The organism is Burkholderia sp. Ac-20345 (genome assembly GCF_017104825.1).
GTDB classification, from domain to species: domain Bacteria; phylum Pseudomonadota; class Gammaproteobacteria; order Burkholderiales; family Burkholderiaceae; genus Burkholderia; species Burkholderia lata_B.
Map to the genome: position 1 here is coordinate 16,470 of NZ_JAAGPO010000081.1, position 24,944 is coordinate 41,413.

At 64.5% G+C, this 24,944-nt stretch carries 24 protein-coding genes, 1 tRNA gene and 1 pseudogene; 16 read left to right on the forward strand and 10 right to left on the reverse strand.

The annotated features are described in order from the left end of the window. Positions 1-6 precede the first annotated feature (6 nt). The 3 genes from G3O06_RS26230 to G3O06_RS26240 all read left to right on the forward strand — a co-directional run bounded on the left by G3O06_RS26230 (position 7) and on the right by G3O06_RS26240 (position 1,820). Positions 7-97 (forward strand) — tRNA-Ser (locus G3O06_RS26230). A 353-nt stretch (positions 98-450) separates the two neighbouring features. Then, the gene (locus tag G3O06_RS26235) at positions 451-1,059 is read left to right on the forward strand and encodes a DUF2939 domain-containing protein (RefSeq protein ID WP_174974253.1); all 609 of its coding nucleotides are present in this window, start codon (positions 451-453) and stop codon (positions 1,057-1,059) included. 182 nt (positions 1,060-1,241) lie between these two features. After that, the gene (locus G3O06_RS26240; RefSeq protein WP_241020253.1) at positions 1,242-1,820 is read left to right on the forward strand and encodes a hypothetical protein; all 579 of its coding nucleotides are present in this window, start codon (positions 1,242-1,244) and stop codon (positions 1,818-1,820) included. A 65-nt stretch (positions 1,821-1,885) separates the two neighbouring features. On the opposite strand, the gene G3O06_RS26245 is transcribed toward G3O06_RS26240, so the two are convergent. The 3 genes from G3O06_RS26245 to acs all read right to left on the reverse strand — a co-directional run bounded on the left by G3O06_RS26245 (position 1,886) and on the right by acs (position 6,315). Next, a complete protein-coding gene (locus G3O06_RS26245; RefSeq protein ID WP_205817972.1) occupies positions 1,886-3,901 on the reverse strand; it encodes a sodium:solute symporter family protein in 2,016 nt (671 codons plus the stop codon). Between the two features lie 3 nt (positions 3,902-3,904). Continuing rightward, a complete protein-coding gene (locus G3O06_RS26250; RefSeq protein WP_205817973.1) occupies positions 3,905-4,249 on the reverse strand; it encodes a DUF4212 domain-containing protein in 345 nt (114 codons plus the stop codon). An 83-nt stretch (positions 4,250-4,332) separates the two neighbouring features. Continuing rightward, a complete protein-coding gene (gene acs, locus G3O06_RS26255) occupies positions 4,333-6,315 on the reverse strand; it encodes an acetate--CoA ligase (RefSeq protein WP_174999523.1) in 1,983 nt (660 codons plus the stop codon). 316 nt (positions 6,316-6,631) lie between these two features. On the opposite strand from acs, the gene G3O06_RS26260 reads away from it, so the two are divergent. The 9 genes from G3O06_RS26260 (at position 6,632) to G3O06_RS26300 (ending at position 13,941) form a co-directional block, all read left to right on the forward strand. Then, positions 6,632-7,528 (forward strand): DMT family transporter, encoded by an 897-nt coding sequence (locus tag G3O06_RS26260; RefSeq protein WP_205817974.1) that lies wholly within the window; start codon positions 6,632-6,634, stop codon positions 7,526-7,528. Positions 7,529-7,641: 113 nt separating this feature from the next. Beyond that, positions 7,642-8,265 carry a TIGR00645 family protein gene (locus G3O06_RS26265; RefSeq protein ID WP_205817975.1) on the forward strand — a complete coding sequence of 208 codons (624 nt, stop codon included), beginning with the start codon at positions 7,642-7,644 and terminating at the stop codon, positions 8,263-8,265. A 34-nt stretch (positions 8,266-8,299) separates the two neighbouring features. Next, positions 8,300-9,823 carry a fumarate hydratase gene (locus G3O06_RS26270; RefSeq protein WP_174918925.1) on the forward strand — a complete coding sequence of 508 codons (1,524 nt, stop codon included), beginning with the start codon at positions 8,300-8,302 and terminating at the stop codon, positions 9,821-9,823. Positions 9,824-10,017: 194 nt separating this feature from the next. After that, the gene (gene bfr, locus G3O06_RS26275) at positions 10,018-10,494 is read left to right on the forward strand and encodes a bacterioferritin (protein WP_039370101.1); all 477 of its coding nucleotides are present in this window, start codon (positions 10,018-10,020) and stop codon (positions 10,492-10,494) included. Positions 10,495-10,533: 39 nt separating this feature from the next. After that, entirely contained in the window at positions 10,534-11,394 is an 861-nt protein-coding gene (murI, locus tag G3O06_RS26280; RefSeq protein ID WP_205817976.1) for a glutamate racemase, read from the forward strand. 150 nt (positions 11,395-11,544) lie between these two features. Beyond that, positions 11,545-11,781, forward strand: coding sequence for a (2Fe-2S)-binding protein (locus G3O06_RS26285; protein ID WP_057929462.1), 237 nt, complete (start codon positions 11,545-11,547; stop codon positions 11,779-11,781). Between the two features lie 218 nt (positions 11,782-11,999). Continuing rightward, positions 12,000-12,731: an energy transducer TonB gene (locus tag G3O06_RS26290; protein ID WP_174918923.1), complete on the forward strand. Its 732-nt coding sequence runs from the start codon at positions 12,000-12,002 to the stop codon at positions 12,729-12,731. A gap of 36 nt (positions 12,732-12,767) precedes the next feature. After that, positions 12,768-13,499 (forward strand): MotA/TolQ/ExbB proton channel family protein, encoded by a 732-nt coding sequence (locus G3O06_RS26295; RefSeq protein ID WP_174918922.1) that lies wholly within the window; start codon positions 12,768-12,770, stop codon positions 13,497-13,499. Between the two features lie 13 nt (positions 13,500-13,512). After that, complete coding sequence (locus G3O06_RS26300; RefSeq protein WP_174918921.1) at positions 13,513-13,941, forward strand: biopolymer transporter ExbD; 429 nt, start codon at positions 13,513-13,515, stop codon at positions 13,939-13,941. Positions 13,942-14,365: 424 nt separating this feature from the next. On the opposite strand, the gene G3O06_RS26305 is transcribed toward G3O06_RS26300, so the two are convergent. After that, entirely contained in the window at positions 14,366-15,340 is a 975-nt protein-coding gene (locus G3O06_RS26305) for a LysR family transcriptional regulator (protein ID WP_174974237.1), read from the reverse strand. Positions 15,341-15,462: 122 nt separating this feature from the next. Here G3O06_RS26305 and G3O06_RS26310 point away from each other — a divergent pair, with 122 nt between their 5' ends. The 3 genes from G3O06_RS26310 (at position 15,463) to G3O06_RS26320 (ending at position 17,301) form a co-directional block, all read left to right on the forward strand. Further along, on the forward strand, positions 15,463-16,335 hold the full coding sequence (locus tag G3O06_RS26310) for a pirin family protein (protein ID WP_205817977.1): 873 nt from the start codon (positions 15,463-15,465) through the stop codon (positions 16,333-16,335). 99 nt (positions 16,336-16,434) lie between these two features. Then, positions 16,435-16,917 carry an SRPBCC family protein gene (locus G3O06_RS26315; RefSeq protein ID WP_174918919.1) on the forward strand — a complete coding sequence of 161 codons (483 nt, stop codon included), beginning with the start codon at positions 16,435-16,437 and terminating at the stop codon, positions 16,915-16,917. Positions 16,918-17,055: 138 nt separating this feature from the next. Continuing rightward, entirely contained in the window at positions 17,056-17,301 is a 246-nt protein-coding gene (locus tag G3O06_RS26320; RefSeq protein WP_174918918.1) for a hemin uptake protein HemP, read from the forward strand. A 274-nt stretch (positions 17,302-17,575) separates the two neighbouring features. Here the strand turns inward: G3O06_RS26320 and G3O06_RS26325 are convergent, their stop codons facing one another. The 5 genes from G3O06_RS26325 to uvrB all read right to left on the reverse strand — a co-directional run bounded on the left by G3O06_RS26325 (position 17,576) and on the right by uvrB (position 23,120). Continuing rightward, positions 17,576-18,973 carry a 4Fe-4S binding protein gene (locus tag G3O06_RS26325; RefSeq protein WP_205817978.1) on the reverse strand — a complete coding sequence of 466 codons (1,398 nt, stop codon included), beginning with the start codon at positions 18,971-18,973 and terminating at the stop codon, positions 17,576-17,578. After that, positions 18,970-19,812, reverse strand: a complete 843-nt coding sequence (locus tag G3O06_RS26330) for an FTR1 family protein (RefSeq protein ID WP_027784952.1) — start codon at positions 19,810-19,812, stop codon at positions 18,970-18,972. The genes G3O06_RS26325 and G3O06_RS26330 overlap by 4 nt, the downstream gene beginning before the upstream one ends. Positions 19,813-19,869: 57 nt before the next feature. Beyond that, positions 19,870-20,202 (reverse strand): cupredoxin domain-containing protein, encoded by a 333-nt coding sequence (locus G3O06_RS26335; RefSeq protein ID WP_034190351.1) that lies wholly within the window; start codon positions 20,200-20,202, stop codon positions 19,870-19,872. 55 nt (positions 20,203-20,257) lie between these two features. After that, complete coding sequence (locus tag G3O06_RS26340; RefSeq protein WP_174918916.1) at positions 20,258-20,809, reverse strand: iron transporter; 552 nt, start codon at positions 20,807-20,809, stop codon at positions 20,258-20,260. A 220-nt stretch (positions 20,810-21,029) separates the two neighbouring features. Beyond that, the gene (gene uvrB / locus G3O06_RS26345; protein ID WP_174918915.1) at positions 21,030-23,120 is read right to left on the reverse strand and encodes an excinuclease ABC subunit UvrB; all 2,091 of its coding nucleotides are present in this window, start codon (positions 23,118-23,120) and stop codon (positions 21,030-21,032) included. 263 nt (positions 23,121-23,383) lie between these two features. On the opposite strand from uvrB, the gene G3O06_RS26350 reads away from it, so the two are divergent. Further along, positions 23,384-24,583, forward strand: a complete 1,200-nt coding sequence (locus G3O06_RS26350; protein WP_043188767.1) for an amino acid aminotransferase — start codon at positions 23,384-23,386, stop codon at positions 24,581-24,583. 119 nt (positions 24,584-24,702) lie between these two features. Here the strand turns inward: G3O06_RS26350 and G3O06_RS26355 are convergent. Continuing rightward, positions 24,703-24,944, reverse strand: a pseudogene (locus G3O06_RS26355) (3-hydroxybutyrate dehydrogenase); the annotation flags it as partial.

Consider the following 24,944-nt stretch of genomic DNA (forward strand, 5'->3'; position numbering starts at 1 on the left):
TCTTCCGGAGAGATGGATGAGTGGTTTAAGTCGCACGCCTGGAAAGCGTGTATAGGTTAATCGCCTATCGGGGGTTCGAATCCCCCTCTCTCCGCCAGAGTTGATAAAAAAGCCCCGCAGAATCAATGATCTGCGGGGCTTTTTGTTTTTTGACCCATCATCAGGCCGAAACCCGGCCGGGTCACTGAACCGGCCGGGTCACTGAACTTCACCGCTTCTCATACCCACGGTAGTTGCTCGCTCCCACTACGTCACGCGCAATGAACGACGGCTCACCGTCAGGTTCTTGTCGCTCCATTGTCTTTCTCGGCCAGACGACGCCCATCCAGTCCGTCATTCGAAATTGAATAACGATCGCAAATCCGTATCACGGATTCAGCTTCTCAAATTTTCCGGCATGCCACCGTTAAAATGACACCCCGATAAGCAATATGAACGCGTGTAGAGACCATGAAGAAGAAACAACTGATGGCGATCGCCGGGATCGCAATAGCCGCGGGCGTGGCGTCCAGTTACGCGAGCCCGTACATCACCTTGTATCAGATGCGATCGGCCCTGACCGATAACGATGCCGACTCGTTTTCTTCCCATGTCGATTTTCCATCGATGCGCGAAAGCCTGCGTGCGCAAGTCATGACCATGATGCACGCGAAAATGGCGAACTCCCCCGAGATGAAAGGCAATTCATTCGCCGACCTGGGAATGGTGATGGCGATGGGCTTTGTGAATCAGGCCATCGACACGATGGTTACGCCGGCGGGAGTCATGACCATGATGGCTCAGGGCGCGGCCAAGCCCGCGCACGCCAATGCGCCGGCATCCTCTCCCGAACCATCGGAAACGGCTCATGCAGGGTCCGACGGTGGCGCCGCACCGCAAACAACGAGCAGCAAGCCGAAGGCCGACTATTCGGTCGGCTACAAGAACTGGTCGACTGTCACCGCAACTGCGCGAAAAGGAACGGACGACGAGGTGACGTTTATCTTCAAGCGTGACGGCCTCTGGTCCTGGAAGTTGAGCGCAGTCAATCTGCCGATCGACAAATTCGGTTCAAACTGATCGCCGGGAAACGGACCGGACCCGGCGCCCTTGCGTGGCCGGCCCCCGCTTCCTCGTCTGGGCCGAGCGTGCAGCGCGCAGCTAACCCCGAACACAGCACACTAAAGATGTGTATTCTCCTGACGATATCCAGGGTTTCATCACCGCGAGTCAGATCCATGCGATTGAGTCCACGGTTCGCCATGATGGCTGTCACGGCGACGATGCTGTCCGCTTGCGCAACGGCATTTTCGCCAGCGACGATCAGCACCACCGTCGCGGTCACATCTCCCCCGCCGCTCGAAAAATCGCAGCGCGACGGCGGATCGTCGACCGACCTGTCGGTCATCGGTCAGCCAGCATCTCCATTTCGAACGCTTCTTTCCGTTCGCGAATGCGCTGCCGCCAAATGCGCGGCGGGAATCGCCAAGCCGACGCTCGCGGTCACGGTTCAGCGCGTGTCCGAAGGACAGGCAGCAATACGCTTCTCGGTCAACGGAGAGATCGGCAGCAGCCAGACGCTGAAATCGCAAGCCGGGAAAGCCACGTCGGAAGTGACCATGTCGATCCCGTCGGGCGTGACGCCGATCAACGATCAATTTGCCGTTGAACGGGTCGCGACGATCAAGGTTGGCGAGTTCCGACACGTGGCCTTGCCGCATGGCATCCGTGCCTATGTCTGCGTCGCGATACCGAACGCAAATGGCGTGACGGACGGGAGCTGTGATTTCAGCCGGGTGCAAACGACCAAGGGCGCCGAGTTCGGAATTTCGGCACTCTGACCTGCTCGTCACGGCACCAGTAAGGGCTGGTCGCGGCACTTGAGCAATGCCGAACGACACCCGTGTCACGGATGCCGGATGTAGTCCACCAGCGCCCGCGTATATTCATCCGGCTTTCGATCGAACAGACTCACGACGATCGCCACCGCGAACCCCGCCGGCACCCCGAACACCCCCGAGCTGATCGGTTCGATCCCGAACCACGTGCGCCCCGCAAACCCCGTCAGCTGCGTGAAGTACGGATAGGTCGACACGATGTAGTACACGCGCACCGCGAGCCCGGTCACCATCCCGGCGATCGCGCCGCGCGTCGTCGTGCGCTTCCAGAACACGCCGAGCACGAGCACCGGAAAGAAGCTCGAAGCCGCGAGCGAAAACGCGGCGCCGACGAGAAACAGGATCTTCCCGGTATTGAGCGACGCGACATACGACGCGAACAAGGCAACACCGAGCAGCAGCACCTTCGAGATCGTCACGCGCCGCTGGCTTGATGCGTCCGGCGCGACCATGCAGTAATAGACGTCGTGCGACAGCGCGTTCGCGATCGTCAGCAGCAGCCCGTCCGCGGTCGACAGCGCCGCGGCAAGCGCACCGGCTGCAATCAGTCCCGACACGACATACGGCAGCCCGGCGATCTCCGGCGCGGCCAGCACGACCATGTCCGGCTGCATCTGGATTTCCGACCAGTGCACGATGCCGTCGCGAATCACCTCGACGACGCTGATCAGGTCGGGTTCGAAGTGATGCCATTGCGTGACCCACGCCGGCAATTCGGCGAACGGCCGCCCGACGAGGTTCGCGAGGATCTCGTACTTGATCAGCACCGCGAGCACCGGCACGCTCAGGTAGAACAACGCGATGAAGAACAAGGTCCAGCCGACCGAGCGCCGCGCTGACGCGACCGACGTGGTCGTGTTGTAGCGCGTCAGGATGTGCGGCAGGCTCGCGGTGCCAAGCGACAGGCACAGCAGCAGCGCGAGGAAGTTCCGCTCGCGCGGCTTGCGTTCGTCGTCGCTCGCGGCGGGAAACGGTTCGTGCATCGGCACGGGAGGCTCGGCCCGGGCCAGCAGATCGTCACGCGCCTGTGTCCACGCGACACGCGCCGCCGCCGGATCGCGCGGGAAGTCGGCCAGTTCGCGTTCGCGCTGGCTGATCTCGCGCAGCGGCCCGTTGTGGCGCCGCAGGTCGGCAAGCTGGTCGGTGAGATGACGGCGGGCGTCCGCATAGGATGCCGGCAGCCGGTCAAGGCGCGTCTGGATATCCGCGGCTTGCCGACGATACGCGTCGCGCACCTGCTGTTCGTCAGCCGCATCGCGCACCTGCGCCTCGCGCGCCGCGACGCGCTCCATCAGCTTGCCGTAGCTGAACTGGGGCACGGGGCCGAGCCCGTTCTTCATCGCGATCAGCGACACCGGAATCAGGATCGCGCTGATCAGGATGATGTACTGCGCGACCTGCGTCCACGTGACCGCGCGCATCCCGCCGAGAAACGAACACACGAGAATGCCCGCGAGCCCGCAGAAGATCCCGATCGCGAAATCGACGCCGATGAAGCGCGTCGCGATCAGGCCGATCCCCTGGATCTGCGCGACCAGGTACACGAACGAACACAGGATCGCCGCGCCGGCCGCCAGCGCACGCACGGCCGTGCTCGAAAAGCGCGTCCCGAGAAAATCGGGAATCGTGTAGCGCGCGAGCTTGCGCACATAAGGCGCGAGCAGGAACGCGACCAGGCAGAACCCGCCCGTCCAGCCCATCACGTAGGCAAGCGCGTCGTAGCCGGTCGCGTAGAGCGAGCCGGCCAGGCCGATGAACGACGCGGCCGACAGCCAGTCGGCCGCCGTCGCCATCCCGTTGAACGCGGACGGCACGCGCCGCCCGGCCACGTAGTACTCGACGAGATCGGACGTGCGCGACAGCAGCCCGATCACCGCATACACGGCGATCGGCACGAACAGGAACACGTAGCCGATCCAGACGCCGGAGCCGGTGGCACGCTCGATCCGCCACATCAGCAGCACGAATCCGAGAAACCCCAGCGTGTAGAGCGCGTATGCGCGGATCAGTCGGTGCGTCAGCATGAATCAGCGCCCGCCGTTCGCAACGCCAGCGCGTGCCGCATGATCGTCGTACGCACGGCGCAGCGTACGGTCCGCGCGTTGCATTAGCCCGATGTAGACGACGATCAGCACGAGGTACACGAGAATCGCGCCCTGCGCGCCGACATAGAACGGCAGGCTGAACCCGGCGAAGCGAACCTCGGCGAGCGCGGGCCCGAAGAACGGCACGATGAACGACACCGAAAAGCCGATCACCATCAGCACCGCGATCAGCGCGACGTTGAAGCGCCAGTAGCGCGCGTGGGCACGCACGAGCGGCTCGGGAACGGGCGGTGGCGCAGCAGGCGCCGAACGGGTCGGAACGGTCATGCCGTTATGTAACAAAAAGCCCCTGCGCGGGCAATCGGGATTGCCGCGCAGGGGCTCGTGCGCGTGATGCGCAACCGGTACGGTCAGCGCACTTCGGCGAGCTGCTCGAGGATGGCCGGGTTCTCGAGCGTGGACGTGTCCTGCGTGATCGCCTCGCCCTTCGCGAGCGAACGCAGCAGGCGGCGCATGATCTTGCCCGAGCGCGTCTTCGGCAGGTTGTCGCCGAAGCGGATGTCCTTCGGCTTCGCGATCGGCCCGATCTGCTTGCCGACCCAGTCGCGCAGCGTCTTCGCCAGCGCCGCGGCTTCCTCGCCTTCCGGACGCGAACGCTTCAGCACCACGAACGCAACCACCGCCTCGCCCGTCGTATCGTCCGGACGGCCGACCACGGCTGCCTCGGCCACGAGTTCGTGCGAGACCAGCGCCGATTCGATTTCCATCGTGCCGAGCCGGTGGCCCGACACGTTCAGCACGTCGTCGATCCGGCCCATGATCGTGAAGTAGCCGGTGTCCTTGTCGCGCACCGTGCCGTCGCCGGCGAGATACAGCGTGCCGCCGAGTTCCTCGGGGTAGTAGCTCTTCTTGAAGCGCTCCGGGTCACCCCAGATCGTGCGGATCATCGCGGGCCACGGGCGCTTGACGACGAGGATGCCGCCCTGCCCGTTCGGCACGTCCTGGCCGGTTTCGTCGACCACCGCGGCCATGATGCCCGGCAGCGGCAGCGTGCACGAACCGGGCACGGTCGGCGTCGCGCCCGGCAGCGGCGTGATCATGTGGCCGCCCGTCTCGGTCTGCCACCACGTGTCGACGATCGGGCAGCGCTCCTGGCCGACGTGCTTGTGATACCACATCCACGCTTCCGGATTGATCGGCTCGCCGACGGTGCCGATGATGCGCAGGCTCGACAGGTCATAGCTCTTCGGATGGACCTTGTCGTCGGCATCGGCCGCCTTGATCAGCGAGCGGATCGCGGTCGGCGCGGTGTAGAACACGGTGACCTTGTGGTCGCCGATCATCTTCCAGAAGCGGCCGGCGTCCGGATAGGTCGGCACGCCCTCGAACACGACCTGCGTGCCGCCGCATGCGAGCGGGCCGTACGTGATGTACGTGTGGCCCGTGACCCAGCCGATGTCGGCCGTGCACCAGAACACGTCGCTGGGCTTCCAGTCGAAGGTCCACTTCATCGTCTGAGCGGCCCACAGCAGGTAGCCGCCCGTGCTGTGCTGCACGCCCTTCGGCTTGCCGGTCGAGCCCGACGTATACAGGATGAACAGCGGATGCTCGGCACCGACCCATTCCGGCTCGCACTGGTCGGATTCGCCGGCCGTCAGTTCGTGCATCCACAGGTCGCGCTCGGCGTGCCAGTCGATCTTGCCGCCGGTGCGGCGATAGACGATCACGCTCTTCACGGCCTCGCAGCCGCCCAGCGCGATCGCTTCATCCGCGATGCTCTTCAGCGGCAGCGTCTTGCCGCCGCGCGCCTGCTCGTCGGCCGTGACGAGCGCCGTCGCGCCAACGTCGACGAGCCGCTCGTTCAACGACTTCGCGGAGAAGCCGCCGAACACGACCGAGTGCGTCGCGCCAATGCGTGCGCAGGCCTGCATCGCGACGATGCCTTCGATCGACATCGGGATATAGATGACGACGCGGTCGCCCTTGCCGATCCCGCGCTTCTTCAGCGCATTCGCGAAACGCGACACGCGCGCGAGGAGATCCGCATAGGTGACGCGCGTGACGGTGCCGTCGTCGGCTTCGAAGATCACCGCGACGCGCTCGCCGTTGCCGGCTTCGACGTGACGGTCGAGACAGTTGTACGACGCGTTCAGCTCGCCGTCGTCGAACCACTTGTAGAACGGCGCGTTGGACTCGTCGAGCACTTTCGTGAACGGCTTGTGCCACGCAAGACCCTCGCGCGCGAGACGCGCCCAGAATCCTTCGAAATCGTTCTCGGCCTCGGCGGCGAGCGCACGATAGGCCGGCATGCCGGAAATGGTCGCCGCCTGTTCGAGCGCCGCGGGCGGCGCAAACTGACGGGTTTCGTGAAGAACCGATTCAATCGCAGACATCGACTACCCCTTGGTGAACATGAATCCTCTGCATGGCGGCGCGATCGTGCGCGCCGCGTGTCTTGGCCGGCGCAAGCGCGCCGCTGTCTCCTACCCATCACCCGCGCACGGCCCGAGGGCTACTGCGCGATGCTGCGCCGCACCACGTCGCGCATGGCGACCGGGCGACCCGACAGTGTCCACAATAAGCGCTCGAACTTACCCGTCACTTACGCGGCACGGCCGTTTCGCCCGCCGGGCGGCGCCCGCTTGCAGCTTTACGCTGTAACGAGCGCGACCCTACAATCCTAACTGAACTCGCCTTCCGGATTCCAGCTTGAATCGCTACGCTTTCTTTCTCGTGCTGTCGATGCTGTTCGTCGGCAGCAATGTCGGTATCGGCAAATCGATCGTCGTCTTCGTCCCCGTCGCCATCCTCGCCACGCTGCGCTTCGTGATCGCGATCGCCGTGCTGTGGCCGCTGTTCAGCCCGGTGAAGATGCGCACGGTCAAGCGCGGCGAATGGCTGAACCTGTTCCTGCAGGCGTTCTTCGGCACCTTCATGTTCACGCTGCTGATGCTGAACGGTGTGCAACGCACGAGCGCGGTCGCCGCCGGCGTGATCACCAGCACGATCCCGGCGATCGTCGCGCTGTTCGCGTGGCTGATCCTGCGTGAAAAACCGAACGGCCGTGCGCTCGTGTCGATTGCACTCGCGATCGCCGGCGTCGTGACGATCAACCTCGCGAACGGCAGCGCGGCCGGGCACGGCGCGTCGTCGTCGCTCACCGGCAACCTGCTGATCCTTGGCGCGGTGTGCTGCGAATCGATCTACGTGATCCTGTCGCGCCGCCTCACGCAGACGCTCGCGCCGATCGACATCTGCGCGTACACCCACCTGTTCGGCCTGTGCCTGATGCTGCCGCTCGGCGCGACGGCCATGTGGCGTTTCGATTACGCGAGCGTGCCGGCCAGCACCTGGGCGCTCGTCGTCTGGTACGGCCTGTCGGCCAGCATCTTCTCGTTCTGGCTGTGGATGAAAGGCATCCGGCACGTGCCGGGCAGCCTGGCCGGCGTGTTCAGCGCCGTGCTGCCGGTCGCGGCCGCAGCGTATGGCATCGCGTTCCTCGGCGAGCGCCCGGCGCTCGCTCACGGCATCGCGCTCGCGTGCGTCGTCACCGGTATCGTGCTCGCGAGCCTGCGCGTGAAACGCGTGCCGGCTGCCGCCTCCTGATCCGTCCCTGGAAGAGCCGGCGCGTCACTGCAGTCGCGCCGGCCGACGCGTTACAATAGCGCGCCTTTTCAAGATTACCCCCGATACCTGCGCACCGCGCCCGACTTTCCACCATGTCTGCCCCGCATTCGCCCGGCCGCCCCGCGCGTCGCCCGCTTCGCCCCCTTCCCGCGCTGATTTTCATGAGCCGCTGGCTCCAGGTTCCGCTTTACCTCGGCCTGATCGTTGCGCAAGCCGTCTACGTGTTCCTGTTCCTGAAGGAAGTCTGGCACCTGCTGTCGCATGCGACGAGCCTGGACGAAGTCAGCGTGATGCTCGCGGTGCTCGGCCTGATCGACGTGGTGATGATCTCGAACCTGCTGATCATGGTGATCGTCGGCGGTTACGAAACGTTCGTGTCGCGCCTCGGCATCGAGGGCCACCCCGACGAGCCCGAGTGGCTCGACCACGTGAACGCGGGCGTGCTGAAGGTCAAGCTGTCGATGGCGCTGATCAGCATTTCGTCGATCCACCTGCTGAAGACGTTCATCAACCCCGACCAGCACACGATGCACGCGATCATGTGGCAGGTGATCATCCACGTGTCGTTCCTGGTGTCGGCGCTCGTGATGGCGTGGGTCGACCGCCTGACGACGCACACGCACCCGGCCCATTTCCACGAGCCGCACGCCCACGAGGCGCACGCGCCCGCAGCGAACGAGCCCCGCAAGCCGGCCGACGCAGCCGTCAACGCATAAACGCATTCCCCACAGTCCCCACAGAGTCTCAGCCATGACCGTCATCAAACAGGAAGACCTGATCCAGAGCATCGCGGATTCGCTGCAGTACATCAGCTACTACCATCCGCTCGACTACATCCAGGCCCTCGGCCGCGCGTACGAGCTGGAAGAAAGCCCGGCCGCGAAGGATGCGATCGCGCAGATCCTCACGAACAGCCGCATGTGCGCGGAAGGCAAGCGCCCGATCTGCCAGGACACCGGCATCGTCACGATCTTCGTGAAGGTCGGCATGGACGTGCGCTGGGACGGCGCGACGATGGGCCTCACCGACATGATCAACGAAGGCGTGCGCCGCGGTTACACGCACCCGGACAACGTGCTGCGCGCGTCGATCGTCAATCCGCCGGAAGGCGCCCGCAAGAACACGAAGGACAACACGCCGGCCGTGATCCACTACGAGATCGTGCCGGGCGACAAGGTCGACGTGCAGGTTGCGGCGAAGGGCGGCGGCTCGGAGAACAAGTCGAAGTTCGTGATGCTGAACCCGTCCGACTCGATCGTCGACTGGGTGCTGAAGACGGTCCCGACGATGGGCGCGGGCTGGTGCCCGCCCGGCATGCTGGGGATCGGCATCGGCGGCACGGCCGAAAAGGCGATGCTGATGGCGAAGGAATCGCTGATGGAGCCGATCGACATCCAGGAAATCATCGCGCGCGGCCCGAAGGACTGGGTCGAGGAACTGCGCGTCGAGCTGCACGAGAAGGTCAACGCGCTCGGCATCGGCGCCCAGGGCCTTGGCGGCCTGGCGACCGTGCTCGACGTGAAGATCATGGCCGCACCGACGCACGCGGCATCGAAGCCGGTCGCGCTGATCCCGAACTGCGCGGCGACGCGCCACGCGCACTTCGTGCTCGACGGCTCGGGCCCGGCCAAGCTTGAAGCGCCGTCGCTCGACGCGTGGCCGAAGGTCAACTGGGAGCCGAATACCGAAACCAGCAAGCGTGTCGACCTGAACACGCTGACGCCGGAAGAAGTCGCCAGCTGGGCGCCGGGCCAGACGCTGCTGCTGTCGGGCAAGATGCTCACCGGCCGCGACGCCGCGCACAAGCGTATCGCCGACATGCTCGCGAAGGGCGAGAAGCTGCCGGTCGACTTCACGAACCGCGTGATCTACTACGTCGGCCCGGTCGATCCGGTCCGCGACGAAGTGGTCGGCCCGGCAGGCCCGACGACGGCCACGCGCATGGACAAGTTCACCGAGACGATGCTCGCGCAAACCGGCCTGATCTCGATGGTCGGCAAGGCCGAGCGCGGCCCGGTCGCGATCGACGCGATCAAGAAGCACAAGGCGGCCTACCTGATGGCGGTCGGCGGCGCGGCTTACCTCGTGTCGAAGGCGATCCGAGGCGCGAAGGTGCTCGCATTCGAAGACCTCGGCATGGAAGCGATCTACGAGTTCGACGTGCAGGACATGCCTGTAACAGTTGCTGTCGATTCGTCGGGCACGTCGGTGCACCAGACCGGTCCGAAGGAGTGGCAGGCGAAGATCGGCAAGATCCCGGTCGCAGCCGCTTAAGCGCGATCGAACGAAAGGCCGGACGGAAGTCCGGCCTTTTTACTTCTCATTCTCATTATTGTGTGCGGCCGGTCATACGAGGCTGATTCTCATTACACGCAAAAGGCAGGCCCGGCAAGGCTTTGAGGCTTGGCTTTTCTCGTTCGAGCGATTATCTTTCGGTTTCTGAAGCCCCACTGAACAAGGAACAAGCCATGCAAGGCGACAAGAAAGTCATCGAATATCTGAACGCCCAGTTGAAGAATGAACTCACGGCGATCAACCAGTACTTCCTGCATGCGCGCATGTACAAGCACTGGGGCCTCGAGAAGCTCGGCAAGCACGAGTACGACGAGTCGATCGGCGAAATGAAGCACGCCGACTGGCTGATCGAGCGCGTCTTCATGCTCGACGGCCTGCCGAACCTGCAGGACCTGCACAAGCTGCTCGTCGGCGAGGAAACCGAAGAGATCCTGAAGTGCGACCTGAAGCTCGAGCAGATCTCGCAGTCCACCTGCAAGGAAGCGATCGCCTACTGCGAATCGGTTCGTGACTATGTGTCGCGCGAGATCTTCGAAAAGATCCTCGACGACACCGAAGAGCACATCGACTGGCTGGAAACGCAGATCGACCTGATCGGCAAGGTCGGCCTGCAGAACTACCAGCAAACGATGATGGGTACGCCGGAGTAAACTCTCTCCACGCTTCCCGTAATCGCCCCCAGCCCGTTCATGTCGACACCTTCCGTTATCGCAGCGACGGCCTCGGCCGTCGCCCCCATCGGCATCTTCGATTCAGGGCTGGGCGGCCTGTCGGTGCTGCGCGCCGTACGCGCGCAGCTGCCCGACGAATCGTTCATCTACGTCGCCGATTCGCACCATGCGCCGTATGGTCCGCGCGATGAGGCGTTCATTACGGAACGCACGCTGGCAATCGGCGAGTGGCTGGCCCGCGAAGGGGCAAAAGCACTCGTGATCGCCTGCAACACGGCGACCGCACGCGCGATCGCCGCGACCCGCGAACACCTGTCGATGCCGCTCGTCGGCGTCGAGCCGGGCATCAAGCCGGCCGCCGCCGTGTCCGCGAGCGGCGTCGCGGGCGTCCTCGCCACGCAGTCGACGCTGAACAGCCCGCGTTTCCGGGCGCTGCTCGACCGCTACGGCGCCGGCCGCCGCTTCATCTGCCAGCCCGGCCACGGGCTCGTCGAGGCCATCGAGCGCGGCGACACGAATTCGCCCGCGTTGCGCGCGTTGCTCGACAGCTACCTGCAACCGATGCTCGACGACGGCGCCGATACGCTGGTACTCGGCTGCACGCACTACCCGTTCTTCACCGAAACGATTCGTGACCTTGTGGGCGACCGCCTGACGATCGTCGACACCAGCGATGCGATCGCGCGCCAGCTCGTGCGGATGCTCGACGAGCGCCACCTGCGCGCCCCCGCCGGCACGCGCGCGACGCCGCCCCGCTTCTGCTCGACCAGCGACGGCCGCCAGTTGCAGGTACTCGCATCGACGTTGCTCGGCCTCACTGCGCCGATCGAATCCGTCACCATTTCCTCGCCGAACGCGCGCGCCTGCGCGACCGCCTGATACCGGCCGGCACGCCCTCTTCCGCGTGCCGCTCCCCCACCCCGACGTTTCAAGGGTCCGATGACCGTAAAAAAAGCCCGCCCCAGGCTTGTCAACGTCCGCAAATTTAATGATAATAATTCGCATTACCGTTAGCTATCGCAACTCATCATGATCGTCTGCGTGTGCAAGTCTGTTTCCGATCGCAAGATTCGCGCGTCCCTCGCTGAGGGCGTGAACTCTTTCGATGAACTCCAGTTCGAGCTCGGCGTGGCCACGTGCTGCGGCAAGTGCGAGGAGTCCGTACGCGACCTCATGGCCGAACAAGGCGTCTGCGCGAGCCAGTGCGGTGTCGAGCACCATGCTCACCCGATCCCGGTCACGTTCTACGACCGCAAGGCCGCCTGACCGGCGCCGAGTGTGCGTATGCGGCCCAGGCCGCATTTTTTGTTTTGACCGTCAGCAAGCCACCGTCTGCGCGAGCCAGCGGCTTACCTGCCAAGGAGCCTGTCATGGAATTGCTGATCGGATTTGTGACCACCGTTTGCATCTCGCTGCTGATCTTCCGCAAGTGATGCCGATTCACCCGCCGCGCCCCGGGTGCGACATCGTTCTTTCAAGCTAACATGCAGGCTTCGCATCTCGCTCCTGCCGGCGCCATGCCGGCTGCACCACGTATGAATCCCCGTGTGATCGTTGTCGCGGTCGGTGTGCTTGCCGCACACGCGATCATGCTGACGGCCGCCTGGCTCCATCGCAACGCACCGCCGCCGCCGAAGGAGATCGAGGTTCAGTCGATCACCGCGCAACTCATTCCGCCTGCGCCCCCTGCCCAGCCGGTCGCGGTCCAGTCGGCCGCGCAGCAGCCCACGCCGCCCAAGCCCACGCCGCGCGTGAAGCCGAAGGTCGAGCCGAAGCCGGTGCAGAAAGCAGTGCCGACGCCTCAGCCGGTCTCGCAGGCACCGTCGCCGACGCCCGCGCCGGCAGCCGTCGCTCCGACACCGGCTCCCGCCGCGCCGGCGCCTGCTGCGCCCGCTGCGGCGCCTGGCCCGGCTCGCGAGACGATGCAGGTCAGCGCACCGAAGAACGTCTCGGCGCTCACCTGCAATTTCGTGAAGCCGACCTATCCGTCGATGTCGCGCCGTCGCGGCGAAACGGGCACGGCCTATGTTCACTTCATCATCGGCGTGACGGGCAAGATCGAAAGCGTCCAGCTGCAGAAGAGCAGCGGCTATCCGCGTCTCGACGAAGCCGCGCTCGACGCGACGCGCGCCAGCACCTGTCCGCCGTATATCGAGAACGGCCAGGCGATCCGCGCCGCCCATACGCTGCCCTTCAACTTCACGCTTGACGACTAACCCGTCATATTCGGTAGATTCAAAGGAAACAAGAAAATGCAAAGCTACGGTATCGCGCACGTCTGGGCGCAAGGTGATTTCGTCACGCGCGCCATCGCGATCACGCTGCTCGTGATGTCGGTCCTGTCGTGGATCGTGATCGTCATCAAGGGCTGGAACGTGATCCGCCTGAACCGCCTGACGAAGAACGCCGAACAGGCGTTCTGGCATTCGGACGACTTCGACGACGGCATCAAGAAGCTCGGGCTCGCCGCCTCGACGCCGAACGACAACCCGTTCCTCGCGCTCGCGCTGTCGGGCAAGGAAGCCGCCGATCACCACCACCAGACGCAGCCGCACCTGCACGACCGCATGGACGTGTCGGACTGGGTCACGCGCTGCCTGAAGGACACGATGGACGAAGGCATCTCGCGCATGCAGAGCGGTCTCGCGATCCTCGCGTCGATCGGCAGCACGGCGCCGTTCGTCGGCCTGTTCGGTACGGTCTGGGGGATCTACCACGCACTGCTCGCGATCGGCGCATCCGGCCAGACGTCGATCGACCAGGTCGCGGGCCCGGTCGGCGAATCGCTGATCATGACCGCCTTCGGCCTGTTCGTCGCGATCCCGGCCGTGCTCGGCTACAACGCACTCACCCGTGCGAACAAGGGTGTCGTCAGCAAGCTGCGCCGCTTCGCACACGGCCTGCACGCATACTTCGTGACGGGCGCGAGCCTCGCGTCGTCGTCGGCTCGCGACGGCCTGCGTCTCGCGACGCGCGCCAGCTGAGGCGGGGTGAACCATGGCAATGAACACCGGTTTCAGCGACGATGACGACGATGCAGTGATGAGCGAGATCAACATGACGCCGCTCGTCGACGTCATGCTCGTACTCCTGATTATTTTCCTCGTGACGATCCCGGCGATGCAGCATGCGGTGAAGATCGACCTGCCGCACGCCAGCAGCCAGCCCGTCGACGAAAAGCCACAGACGGTCGACGTCGCGATCCAGGGTGACGGCACGATCCTGTGGGACGACCACACCGTCACGCGCGCACAATTGCAGGAACGCATCGCGGAAGCGGCAAAGCGCACGCCGCAACCGGAGTTGCACCTGCGTGCCGACCGCAAGGTCGCCTACGAACACGTCGCGGAAGTGATGTCGGATGCGCAGGCAGGCGGCCTGACGAAGCTCGGCTTCGTGACGGAGCCGACCGCGAAAGCGAAGTAACGTACGCACGGTACGAGGCGTCGGTAGCACCTCGTCGGCCACACCTAGCCGGCCGCGCCTCGCCGGCCACACCTCGCCGGCCGCACCTCGCCGGCCACGCACAAAGTAAAAGGCCTTCATCGCCAGATGAAGGCCTTTTTTCATGCGCACGCGGGCGCCTTCGGGCGGCGGGCTCTTTGGCGGTATCGGTTGCGCCTCGAGCAACGCAAATGCGACTCTGCCGTGGTCTGCACGGACTGCGCGTTCTGCCCTATCTGGCTCGCAATATATGCGGCCACCTGATTTCGCTCAGAACTTCCTTCACGAAATGGGATTTCAATATAGGCCCGCGCGCCCGCGCATTCAAGGTTCTGGCGATTGAAACTTGCGATTGCAGGCGACGCTTCAATGACAAAACAAATTTGCCTCGCCGTGCACGTCGTGTTCAGGTCGCCGAAGCATCGGCCGCCGCTTCCTTCTTCGCACGCTCCGGGCACCCCGGATCCTTGTAGGCGCCGTGATCGAGCTTCTCGACCAGATAGTCGACAAACGCACGCACCGCGGGCGGCATCCCCTGCCGCGACACGAACACCGCGTACAGTTGCGGCACCGGAAGCGTCCAGCCCGGCATCACGGGCGACAATTGCCCCGCGCGCAGCGCGTTGCCATACATCATCTCCGGCAATGCCGCGATGCCGAGGCCATCGAGCACGGCTTCGCGGATCGTCATCAGGTCGGCCGTCACGAGCCGCGGGTCGTGCTCGTGCACGTGACGCGTACCGTCCGGCGCGATCAGGTTGAACACGTGCCGCCCGTCGACGCTCGGCGTATCGAGTGTCTCGAATCCGCTCAGGTCGTCCGGCACCAGCGGCGGCGCATTCTGGCTCAGCAGGCTCGGCGCGCCAACCAGCATCTGCTCGGTGCGCCACAGCGGCCGCACGACGATGTTCGCGTTCTGCGGCGGCTCCGAGCGCACGCGCAGCGCGACGTCGATCGAATCCTCGAACAGGTCGATCACGCGATTCGTCACGCGGACGTGCACCTTCACTTCGGGATAGCGGCGCAGGAATTCGGGCAGGATGCGCGACAGCATCGTCTGCGACAGCGTCACGGGCACGCTGACGCGCACCGAGCCGCGCGGCGACGAGCGCAACTGCTGGACCGCGTTCATCGCGGCCTGCGCTTCGGCCAGCATCGCCTGGCAATGCTGGTAGAACAGCTCCCCCGCCTCGGTCAGTGCGAGCTTGCGTGTCGAGCGCTGCAGCAGGCGCACGCCGAGCGCCGCCTCGAGTTCGGTCAGGCGCCGCGACAGGCGCGATTTCGAGATGCCCAGCACGCGCTCCGCGGCCGAGAAACCGCCGTGTTCGACGACCTGCGAAAAGTACATCAGGTCGTTCAGGTTATGTGCATCGATATTCATCTCATCGTTCCATTTTCAGAACAATCCATTGCGAACCGTCGCGAATCGAACGGTAAAACGCCCAATATAATAGCGCTATGTTTCAAAAATAACGCTATTCCGATCATTTCGAGGGAATCCCCATGACGACCGCCCGCTCGCTTGACCGTACGTACCCCGCGCTTCGCACGACCGAAGGCGGCGGTTTCGTGGTTCACCGCCCGTTCCCGACCCGGCTGCTGATGGATTTCGATCCGTTCCTGCTGCTCGACGAAATGGGCCCCATCGACTACGCGCCCGGCGAGGCCAAGGGCGCCCCCGATCATCCGCATCGCGGCTTCGAGACCGTGACCTACGCACTCGACGGGCGCTTCCGCCATCGCGACTCGTCCGGCCATGCCGGCACGCTCGGCCCGGGAGACGTGCAATGGATGACGGCAGGCGCTGGCGTCGTGCACAGCGAGATGCCGGATCCGGAATTCGCGCAGACGGGCGGGCGCACCCACGGCTTCCAGCTGTGGGTCAACCTGCCGCGGCGCGACAAGCTGATCGCGCCGCGCTACCAGGAGATCCCGGCCGACCGCATCCCGACCGCGACATCACCTGACGGCCGCGCCCGGGTGCGCGTCATCGCCGGCGAAGCGTTCGGCGTCCGCGCCGCGATCGAGACACGTACACCGATCCTCTACCAGCATTTCACGCTACAGCCCGGTGCAACGGTCACGCAGTCCGTTCCTGCAGGCTATCGTGTGTTCGCCTATCCGATCGACGGAACGGGCCTCTACGGGCCCGCCAGGCAGGCGGTCGACGCACGGCATATGGTCGTGTACTGCGACGACGGCGACACGGTCACGTTTGCCGCCAGCGACACGCCGCTCGACCTGCTGCTGATCGGCGGCGTACCGCTTAACGAGCCGATCGTCCGCTACGGCCCGTTCGTGATGAATACCGAAGAAGAGATCCGGCAGGCGGTCGTCGACTACCAGGCCGGTCGCATGGGCCGCATCGAAGCATGACGCCCGGACGGGCGCGCACGTGCCGCGAAACCGCCCGTTTTGCGTCACAATGACTTCTTGAACCATGTGGCCGCCCGCCACCAGAAGGAACCCGTCCCCTTGAACTTCGAACATCTGATCCAGATCAATTCCGACGATCCGGCCGTGCCGACCCTCACCCGCGACCAGCTCTGGGAAGGTCTCGTGCTGCGCGCCGAACAGCCGCAACTGTTCGTGCTCGGTCTCGACAGCTGTGTCGTCCACGAACGGACGGACACGACGCTCGAACGTGAGCTGCACTACGGTCACGCGACCGTGCGCGACCGCGTCACGTTCACGCCGAATCAGCAGGTTCGCTATGACATCCTCGCCGCCGACGGCGAGATCGGCGGCTCACTGACGATGACGATCGAGGAACGCGACGACCACGAGCTGTTCCTGCGTTTCGAATACCGCACGACGCTGGTCGTCACGGACGACAGCGAAGACGCGCGTCAGACACACGGGATCGTCAAGGAAGCGTACCGCACGTCAGATATCGACACGGTCCGCCTGATCCGCGAGTACGCGCAGGGCCGCAAGGCCCCCGATCCGCTGCACTGAACCCGGTGGCGGCCTGCGGGCCGCCCCTTTGAGTCAAGCTATCAGATTCGCCTTTCCGATCGATAAAGAGTTTTTGTAAATGGGAATAGTTATCATTTAGAATTCATTCCATCGTATCGACAGTCACCGATCAACCGAATGACCGACACCATGCGCCCGACCACGCTGACCTTGCGCCACACGACCGGCACCGCAGGCAGCAGCCGACAGAAGACGGCAGCGGTCACCACGCCGGCGAAACCCGCCGGCAACCGCGATGCAGGCACGCGGGTCGTCAGCAGCGATGCGCTGCTGCAAGGCCAAAGCCACGTCAGCATCGCGCATAACGGAGAGACTTATCAGTTGCGCGCCACACGGCTCGGCAAACTGATCCTGACGAAGTAACGACAGAGTATTGTGGGGACCACCTCCCTGAGAGGTGTTGGGCAGTAGCCAGCGTAACGGCTTGCACGCGAGATCTAGACCCCTTCGTGCAAACACACTCAAGCAGCCGTTGCAGCAAGCCAAGCCACTTTTTTTGGTTCTCGCACAAGGAAGAAAAAAAGCGACACGTCATCCGACGTGTCGCTTTTTTGTTTGGGCGGCCAATGCGTAAAGCATGCCGCCCAGATTCGTTACCGCGTCGATGCGTAACCGCCGAAGCGGCACGCGATCCGCTTCAGAAACCCCAGAACATCAACCACCATGCGCTGTCGATGACGGCAAGCGCGGCGGCGAACCACGCGAATGCCGCAAGCCGGCGCGGCCAGCCCGCATAGCGCCCCGTCACTTTCAACGCGAGCCACGCACTCCATGCGTTGGCGCCGACCAGGATCGCGAGGCGCACATCGGTCGCCCAGCCGAGCGGCACATGTTCGGCACGCAGCAACGACAGCGTCGTGGCCGACAGGCCAAGGAACACGCCTGCGCCTGCGATCGGAATCAACGCCTGCGCGAGATGATGCAACCGCACGCGATCGAAGCGGCCGAGCATCAGCGTGGCACCGGCCAGCAGCACCAGCAGCGCCGTGCCGTACACGAGCCCCGTGCCGACGATATAGCTGACGACCAGCCCCCCGTCGAGCCAGGAGAACACGTCGTTGCGATCCGGATAGTGCGTGAGCAGGAACCACGGCGCATTGGTTTCGAGCGGCCACGTGATGTCATGGTCGATCAGCCAGCCCGCGAGCCATTGCTTGATCTGCACGAACCACGGGCTGACGGTCCAGTGGAACGCACCGATCGCGACGCCGAGCAGGCCGTACAGGATCAGCGCGGTGTCCCACGGGTTCGCCTGCTGCGCGCCGAGGTTCACGACTTCGTCGGACGGCGAGCGCAACGACAGCGAGATCGCGTCGCGGTGCCCGCTGCAGCGGCCGCACATGTGGCAGTCCGCCGCGCCCTTCATGTTGCGCAACGGCACGAGCGGCGCGCAGTTGATCGGAATCACGCGATGGCCATGCTCGCCGTTCTTGTACGAGCGGCGCCATGCATCCTCGTCGACCTTGTAACGCATCGGCGCGAGCCGCGCGAGCAGCCCGAACACGCCGTTGACCGGGCACAGGTACTTGCACCACACACGCTTCTCGCGGCCGTACAGCACGCCGATCACGATCGCGCCGACGGTCGAGCCGCCGAGCACGAACAGCACCGCGAGCGGGTACTGATACACGCTCACCATCTGCCCATAGATCGTCGTGAGCCCGAACGCGACGAACGGCCAGCCACCCCACCGCATCCAGCGCGGAATCGGGCCGCCGCGGCCGAACTTGCTCGCGAATTCGGTGAGCGCGCCTTCCGGGCACAGCACGCCGCACCAGACACGGCCGAGCATCACCATCGACAGCAGCACGAACGGCCACCAGATGCCCCAGAACGTGAATTGCGCGATCAGCGTGAGGTTGTTCCACAGGTGCGCGGAGTCGTCCGGCAGCGGCAACACCGCCGGCACGATGATCAGGAACGCATAGATCGCAACGACGGCCCACTGGATGCCGCGGATCAGCGCGCCGTGGCGCTGCATCCACTGGCCGGCCTGCGCGAGCCAGCCCTGCTTGGCTGCGGCGACAACGCTCATGCCGCGCGACCTGCAGCGACGGCCGGACGACGGCTCGCGCGCTTCATCAGCAGCCAGACCACCGCCCAGTACACCGCATAAGCGACCAGGTTGGTCAGTGCCGGGTGTGCGCGATAGCCTGTCAGCGTTGCGACGAGCGAGCCGAAGGTGCCCGAATCATCGAGGATCGCGGACGTGTCCCACACCTGCGAAATGCCGAGCGGCAGGATTTCCTTGTCGATCAGCTTGTCGACGCCGGTCTGGAACAGGCCTGCGCCGAGGAACAGCAGCATCACTTCGGTGACGCGGAAAAAATGCCGCCACGAGAAGTACTTGCCGCCGAGTTGCAGCAGATAAAACGTGAGGAATGCAAGACCAAGGCCGATCACGACCGCGAGCATCTGGCTGCCATCGACATGGCCCGACTGGCCGAAACCGAGGCCGTACAGGAAGATCACAGTCTCGCTGCCTTCACGCGCGATCGCGAGCGCGACCAGCACCGCGACGCCCCACCAGTTCGAATCACGCGTGCTCTGCTGCAGCGATTGTTCCATGTCGCGCTTCAGCGTGCGGCCGTGCCGGCGCATCCACAGCACCATCTGCACGATCAGCACGCATGCGATCAGCACCATGGCAGTCTGGAAGTAGTCCTGCGCGTCGCCGGACAGCACTTCGGTGAAACCGACCAGCGCGGCGCCGAGGCCGACGGCCATCAGCAGGCCGACACCGACGCCGGCCCAGAGAAAAGGCAGGCCGCGGCGCGCGTCGTCGTCGCCGTTTTTCAGCCATGCATAGAGAATGCCGACGACGAGCAGCGCTTCGACGCTCTCCCGCCAGACGATGAACAAGATCTGACCCATCGATACCTCCTGACGCGCAGTACACCGGGCAGGTGGCCTGCGCGCAGATAAAACGCGTTACTTCGCGACGATCACGCCCTGCGCCTGCTGGTGGAAATCGTCGAAAAACTTGTATTCACCCGGTGACAACGGTGCGACGACCACGAACGAATCGGCGCCCGGTGCGAGCACCTTTTCCTTGCGCAGTTGCACGCTCTCGAATTCGGCGGCGCCCTTGCCGGTGTTCTTGATCTCGATCTTGAAACGCTGGCCGGCCGGCACTTCGATGCGGGCGGGATTCAGCTTGCCGTCCGTCATCTCGAGCTTGAACGTCGGCAGATCGGCAGCATGCGCTGCGCCGGCAAGCCACAACGCAGCGGCTGCGGCAACGATTTTCTGGGGAATTTTCATTCTGGGTTCTCTACGCCGACGGCGCGCCGAAGCGCGCCGTCCGTGATGCCACCGATCAGTAACCGCCCTTCTTGCCGATACCGGCGAACGGGAAGTCGTACTCGAGGGTAACGGGCTTGAACCACGCGCCCACACCCGTTTCCTTGTCGATGTGACGGCCGAACGCCATGTGGCCCGTCTGCATCGGCGGCTTGACGACCATCGTCAGGTGGTACTTGCCCGGGCCGTTCAGCTTCACGTTGTCGCCGTAGTGCGGACCATCGCTCGCAACCATGCCCATCAAGTCGCCTTCAGCCTTCCACTTCGTGTCGCCCTGCTTCGTCAGCTTGTACGTGACCTGCAGGTACGGCATCCAGTCGCCTTCCGCGAAACCCGTCGGGTTGTTCTTGACCGCATGGATGTCGGCCTCGAGGTGGATGTCGGAATCCGACGCCTTGCGCATCATCCCTTCCGGGTCCATCGTGATCGGCTGCAGGTACACCGCGCCGATTTCCATGCCGCCCTGGATCTGCTGCTTGCCGATCGGATATTCGGCAGCCGAGGCCGACATTGCGGCAAGCGCCGCCGCTACCGCAACCGTCGTGCGGATGAACGAAGAACCCAACATGGACACTCCTTGTTATTTGATCTGGAACCATGCGGACCGACCGCCAAGCCTGCCCGCCGAAAACACTAACGCGATGAAGAACGTTAATGCGAACAATTCTCAATAATTGCGGAGTTTAGCACCGAACCTGTTTCCGAACAAACGGGGAGCCGTGTAAACCCCTGATCCGACAAGGCTTACAGGCTCGTTACCGCACGGTTTCGGTGACGCTTGGAAAGATTTACCGGCCGCCGTTGACGTGATCGCCGACGTTCGCGCCGAACACGCGCTCGCGCAGCAGCGCAAGCTGGTCGCGGGTCGCGGCGGCCTTCTCGAACTCGAGGTTCTTCGCGTAGTCGGCCATCTGCTTCTCGAGGCGCTTGATTTCCTTGGCGAGCTGCTTTTCCGACATGTCCTCGAATTTCGCGCGCTGCTGCGCTTCCTTCAGCTCGGCGCGTGCCTCATCCGCGTTGTAGACGCCGTCGATGATGTCCTTGATGCGCTTCACGACACCGCGCGGCGTGATGCCCATCTTTTCGTTGTGCGCGATCTGCTTCGCCCGGCGGCGCTCGGTCTCGCCGATCGCGCGCTTCATCGACTCGGTCATGTTGTCCGCGTACAGGATCGCCTTGCCGTTCACGTTCCGCGCGGCACGGCCGATCGTCTGGATCAGCGAGCGCTCGGCGCGCAGGAAGCCTTCCTTGTCCGCGTCGAGGATCGCGACGAGCGACACCTCGGGAATGTCGAGCCCTTCCCGCAGCAGGTTGATCCCGACCAGCACGTCGAACGTGCCGAGCCGCAGGTCGCGGATGATCTCGACGCGCTCGACCGTATCGATGTCGCTGTGCAGGTAACGCACCTTGACCCCGTGGTCGGCGAGAAACTCGGTGAGCTGCTCGGCCATGCGCTTCGTCAGCACGGTGATCAGCACGCGCTCCTCGGCCTTCACGCGCGCGTTGATCTCGGCCAGCACGTCGTCGACCTGCGAGCTCGCCGGCCGCACTTCGATTTCCGGATCGACGAGGCCCGTCGGCCGCACGACCTGCTCGGCGATCTGCCCTGTCACGCGCTTCTCGTAGTCGGCCGGCGTGGCCGACACGAACACGACCTGGCGCATCTTGCGTTCGAACTCGGGGAACTTGAGCGGCCGGTTGTCGAGCGCCGACGGCAGCCGGAAGCCATAGTTGACGAGGTTTTCCTTGCGCGCGCGGTCGCCGTTGTACATGCCGTTCAGCTGGCCGATCAGCACGTGCGATTCGTCAAGCAGCATCAGCGCATCGGGCGGCAGGTAGTCGACGAGAGTCGGCGGCGGATCGCCGGGCTCAGCGCCCGAGAAATGCCGCGAGTAATTCTCGATGCCCTTGCAGAAGCCGAGTTCCTGCAGCATCTCGAGATCGAAGCGCGTGCGCTGCTCCAGGCGCTGCGCCTCGACGAGCTTGCCGTCGCTGTGAAAGTACTCGAGGCGCTCGCGCAATTCGTCCTTGATCGTCTCGACCGCGCGCATCACGGTGTCGCGCGGCGTCACGTAGTGCGACGACGGATACACGGTGAAGCGCGGAATCTTCTGCCGCACGCGCCCCGTCAGCGGGTCGAACAGGTGCAGCGTCTCGACCTCGTCGTCGAACAGCTCGACGCGCACGGCCAACTCCGCGTGTTCGGCCGGGAAGATGTCGATCGTGTCGCCGCGCACACGGAACGTGCCGCGCTGGAAATCCTGGTCGTTGCGCGTGTACTGCATCGCAATCAGCCGCGCGATCACGTCGCGCTGGCCGAGCTTGTCGCCGGTGCGCAGCGTCAGGATCATCTGGTGATATTCGGACGGGTTGCCGATACCGTAGATCGCCGACACCGTCGCGACGATCACGACGTCGCGGCGCTCCATCAGGCTCTTCGTCGCCGACAGCCGCATCTGCTCGATGTGCTCGTTGATCGACGAGTCCTTTTCGATGAACAGGTCGCGCTGCGGCACATACGCTTCAGGCTGGTAATAGTCGTAGTACGAGACGAAGTACTCGACCGCGTTGCGCGGGAAGAACTCGCGAAACTCCGAGTAGAGCTGCGCGGCGAGCGTCTTGTTCGGCGCGAACACGATCGCCGGGCGGCCGAGCCGCGCGATCGTATTGGCCATCGTGAAGGTCTTGCCCGAGCCCGTCACGCCGAGCAGCGTCTGGAACGAGAGACCGTCCTCGACCCCTTCGACGAGCGTCTCGATCGCGGTCGGCTGGTCGCCTGCGGGCGGATACGGTTGATACAGCTGGAACGGCGACCCTTCGAAGGTCACGAATTTCGATTCGTCGAGCGCGTCGCCGGTTTCGGCTTTATGTTCGGACATGGAATGCGGCCGGAGCGAGGGCAAAGAAAGCATTCTAGCGCTTCGCGGCCGCGCGAACTGCTGTCGGCTCCTGACGCGCGACGGCCGCCCGGAATCGCGATTCCCGGCCGAATTTCGCCGCTGAAACGCCGCCCCCGCCTGCGTGAATTCGCTACAATGTCAGGCTGCTGCGCTTTCCGGCGTCGTGCCTGCCTGCGCGCGGTCCGCCGCGCCCGCCCCGCCCGTTGAAAGCCTGACCCTCTTTTCACTACTGCCGAATCATCATGTCGCTCTTCTCCGCTGTCCAGCTTGCTCCCCGCGACCCGATCCTGGGCCTGAACGAAGCCTTCAACGCCGATGCACGTCCGACCAAGGTCAACCTCGGCGTCGGTGTGTACACGAACGAAGAAGGCAAGATTCCGCTGCTGCGCGCGGTTCGCGAAGCAGAGAAGGTGCGTGTCGAGGCCGGCCTGCCGCGTGGCTACCTGCCGATCGACGGGATCGCCGCCTATGATGCGGCCGTGCAGAAGCTGCTGCTCGGCAACGACTCGCCGCTGATCGCAGCCGGTCGCGTGGTCACGGCCCAGGCACTGGGCGGCACCGGCGCGCTGAAGATCGGCGCCGATTTCCTGCGCACCGTGAACCCGAACGTGAAGGTCGCGATCAGCGATCCGAGCTGGGAAAACCACCGCGCGCTGTTCGAAGCAGCCGGCTTCGAAGTCGTTGCGTACCCGTATTACGACGCTGCCACCAACGGCGTGAACTTCGAAGGCATGCTGTCGGCACTGAACGGCTACGCGGCAGGCACGGTCGTCGTGCTGCACGCGTGCTGCCACAACCCGACCGGCGTGGACCTGACCGAAGCGCAATGGCAACAGGTCGTCGACGTCGTGAAGGCACGCAACCTCGTGCCGTTCCTCGACATGGCCTACCAGGGCTTCGGCGAGAACATCGAAGCCGATGCTGCCGCCGTGCGCCTGTTTGCCGCGGCCGACCTGAACGCATTCGTGTCGTCGTCGTTCTCGAAGTCGTTCTCGCTGTACGGCGAGCGCGTCGGCGCACTGTCGATCATCACGTCGAGCAAGGAAGAAGCAACGCGCGTGCTGTCGCAACTGAAGCGCGTGATCCGTACGAACTACTCGAACCCGCCGACCCATGGCGGCGCCGTAGTCGCAGCGGTGCTCGCATCGCCGGAACTGCACGCTTCGTGGGTGCAGGAACTCGGTGAAATGCGCGATCGCATCCGCGCGATGCGCAACGGTCTCGTCGAGCGCCTGAAGGCCAGCGGCGTCGATCGCGACTTCAGCTTCATCAACGAGCAGCGCGGGATGTTCTCGTACTCGGGCCTGACCTCGGCGCAAGTCGATCGCCTGCGCGACGAGTTCGGCATCTACGCGGTCGGCACGGGCCGGATCTGCGTCGCCGCGCTGAACACGCGCAACCTGGACGCGGTCGCCAATGCGGTCGCAGCCGTCCTGAAGTAACTCGGCGTGAGCGGGCGGCAGCCGTCATCGGCCCCGCCCTGCCGAAATGAAAACGCGCTCCACGGAGCGCGTTTTTTTATGCCGTTCGCCGGCGGGCGGCTACATCGCCCGCGCCCGCCTCACTGCATGAACCAGCCGTGGCTGACGACGACCGACTGGCCCGTGAGCGCCGCACTCGGGAAGGCCGACAGGAACAGCACCGTCTGCGCGACGTCCTGAACGGTCGTGAACACGCCGTCGACCGTATTGCCGAGCATCACCTTCTTCACCACTTCCTCTTCGCTGATCCCGAGCTCCTTCGCCTGCTCCGGAATCTGCTTGTCGACCAGCGGCGTGCGCACGAAGCCCGGACACACGACGT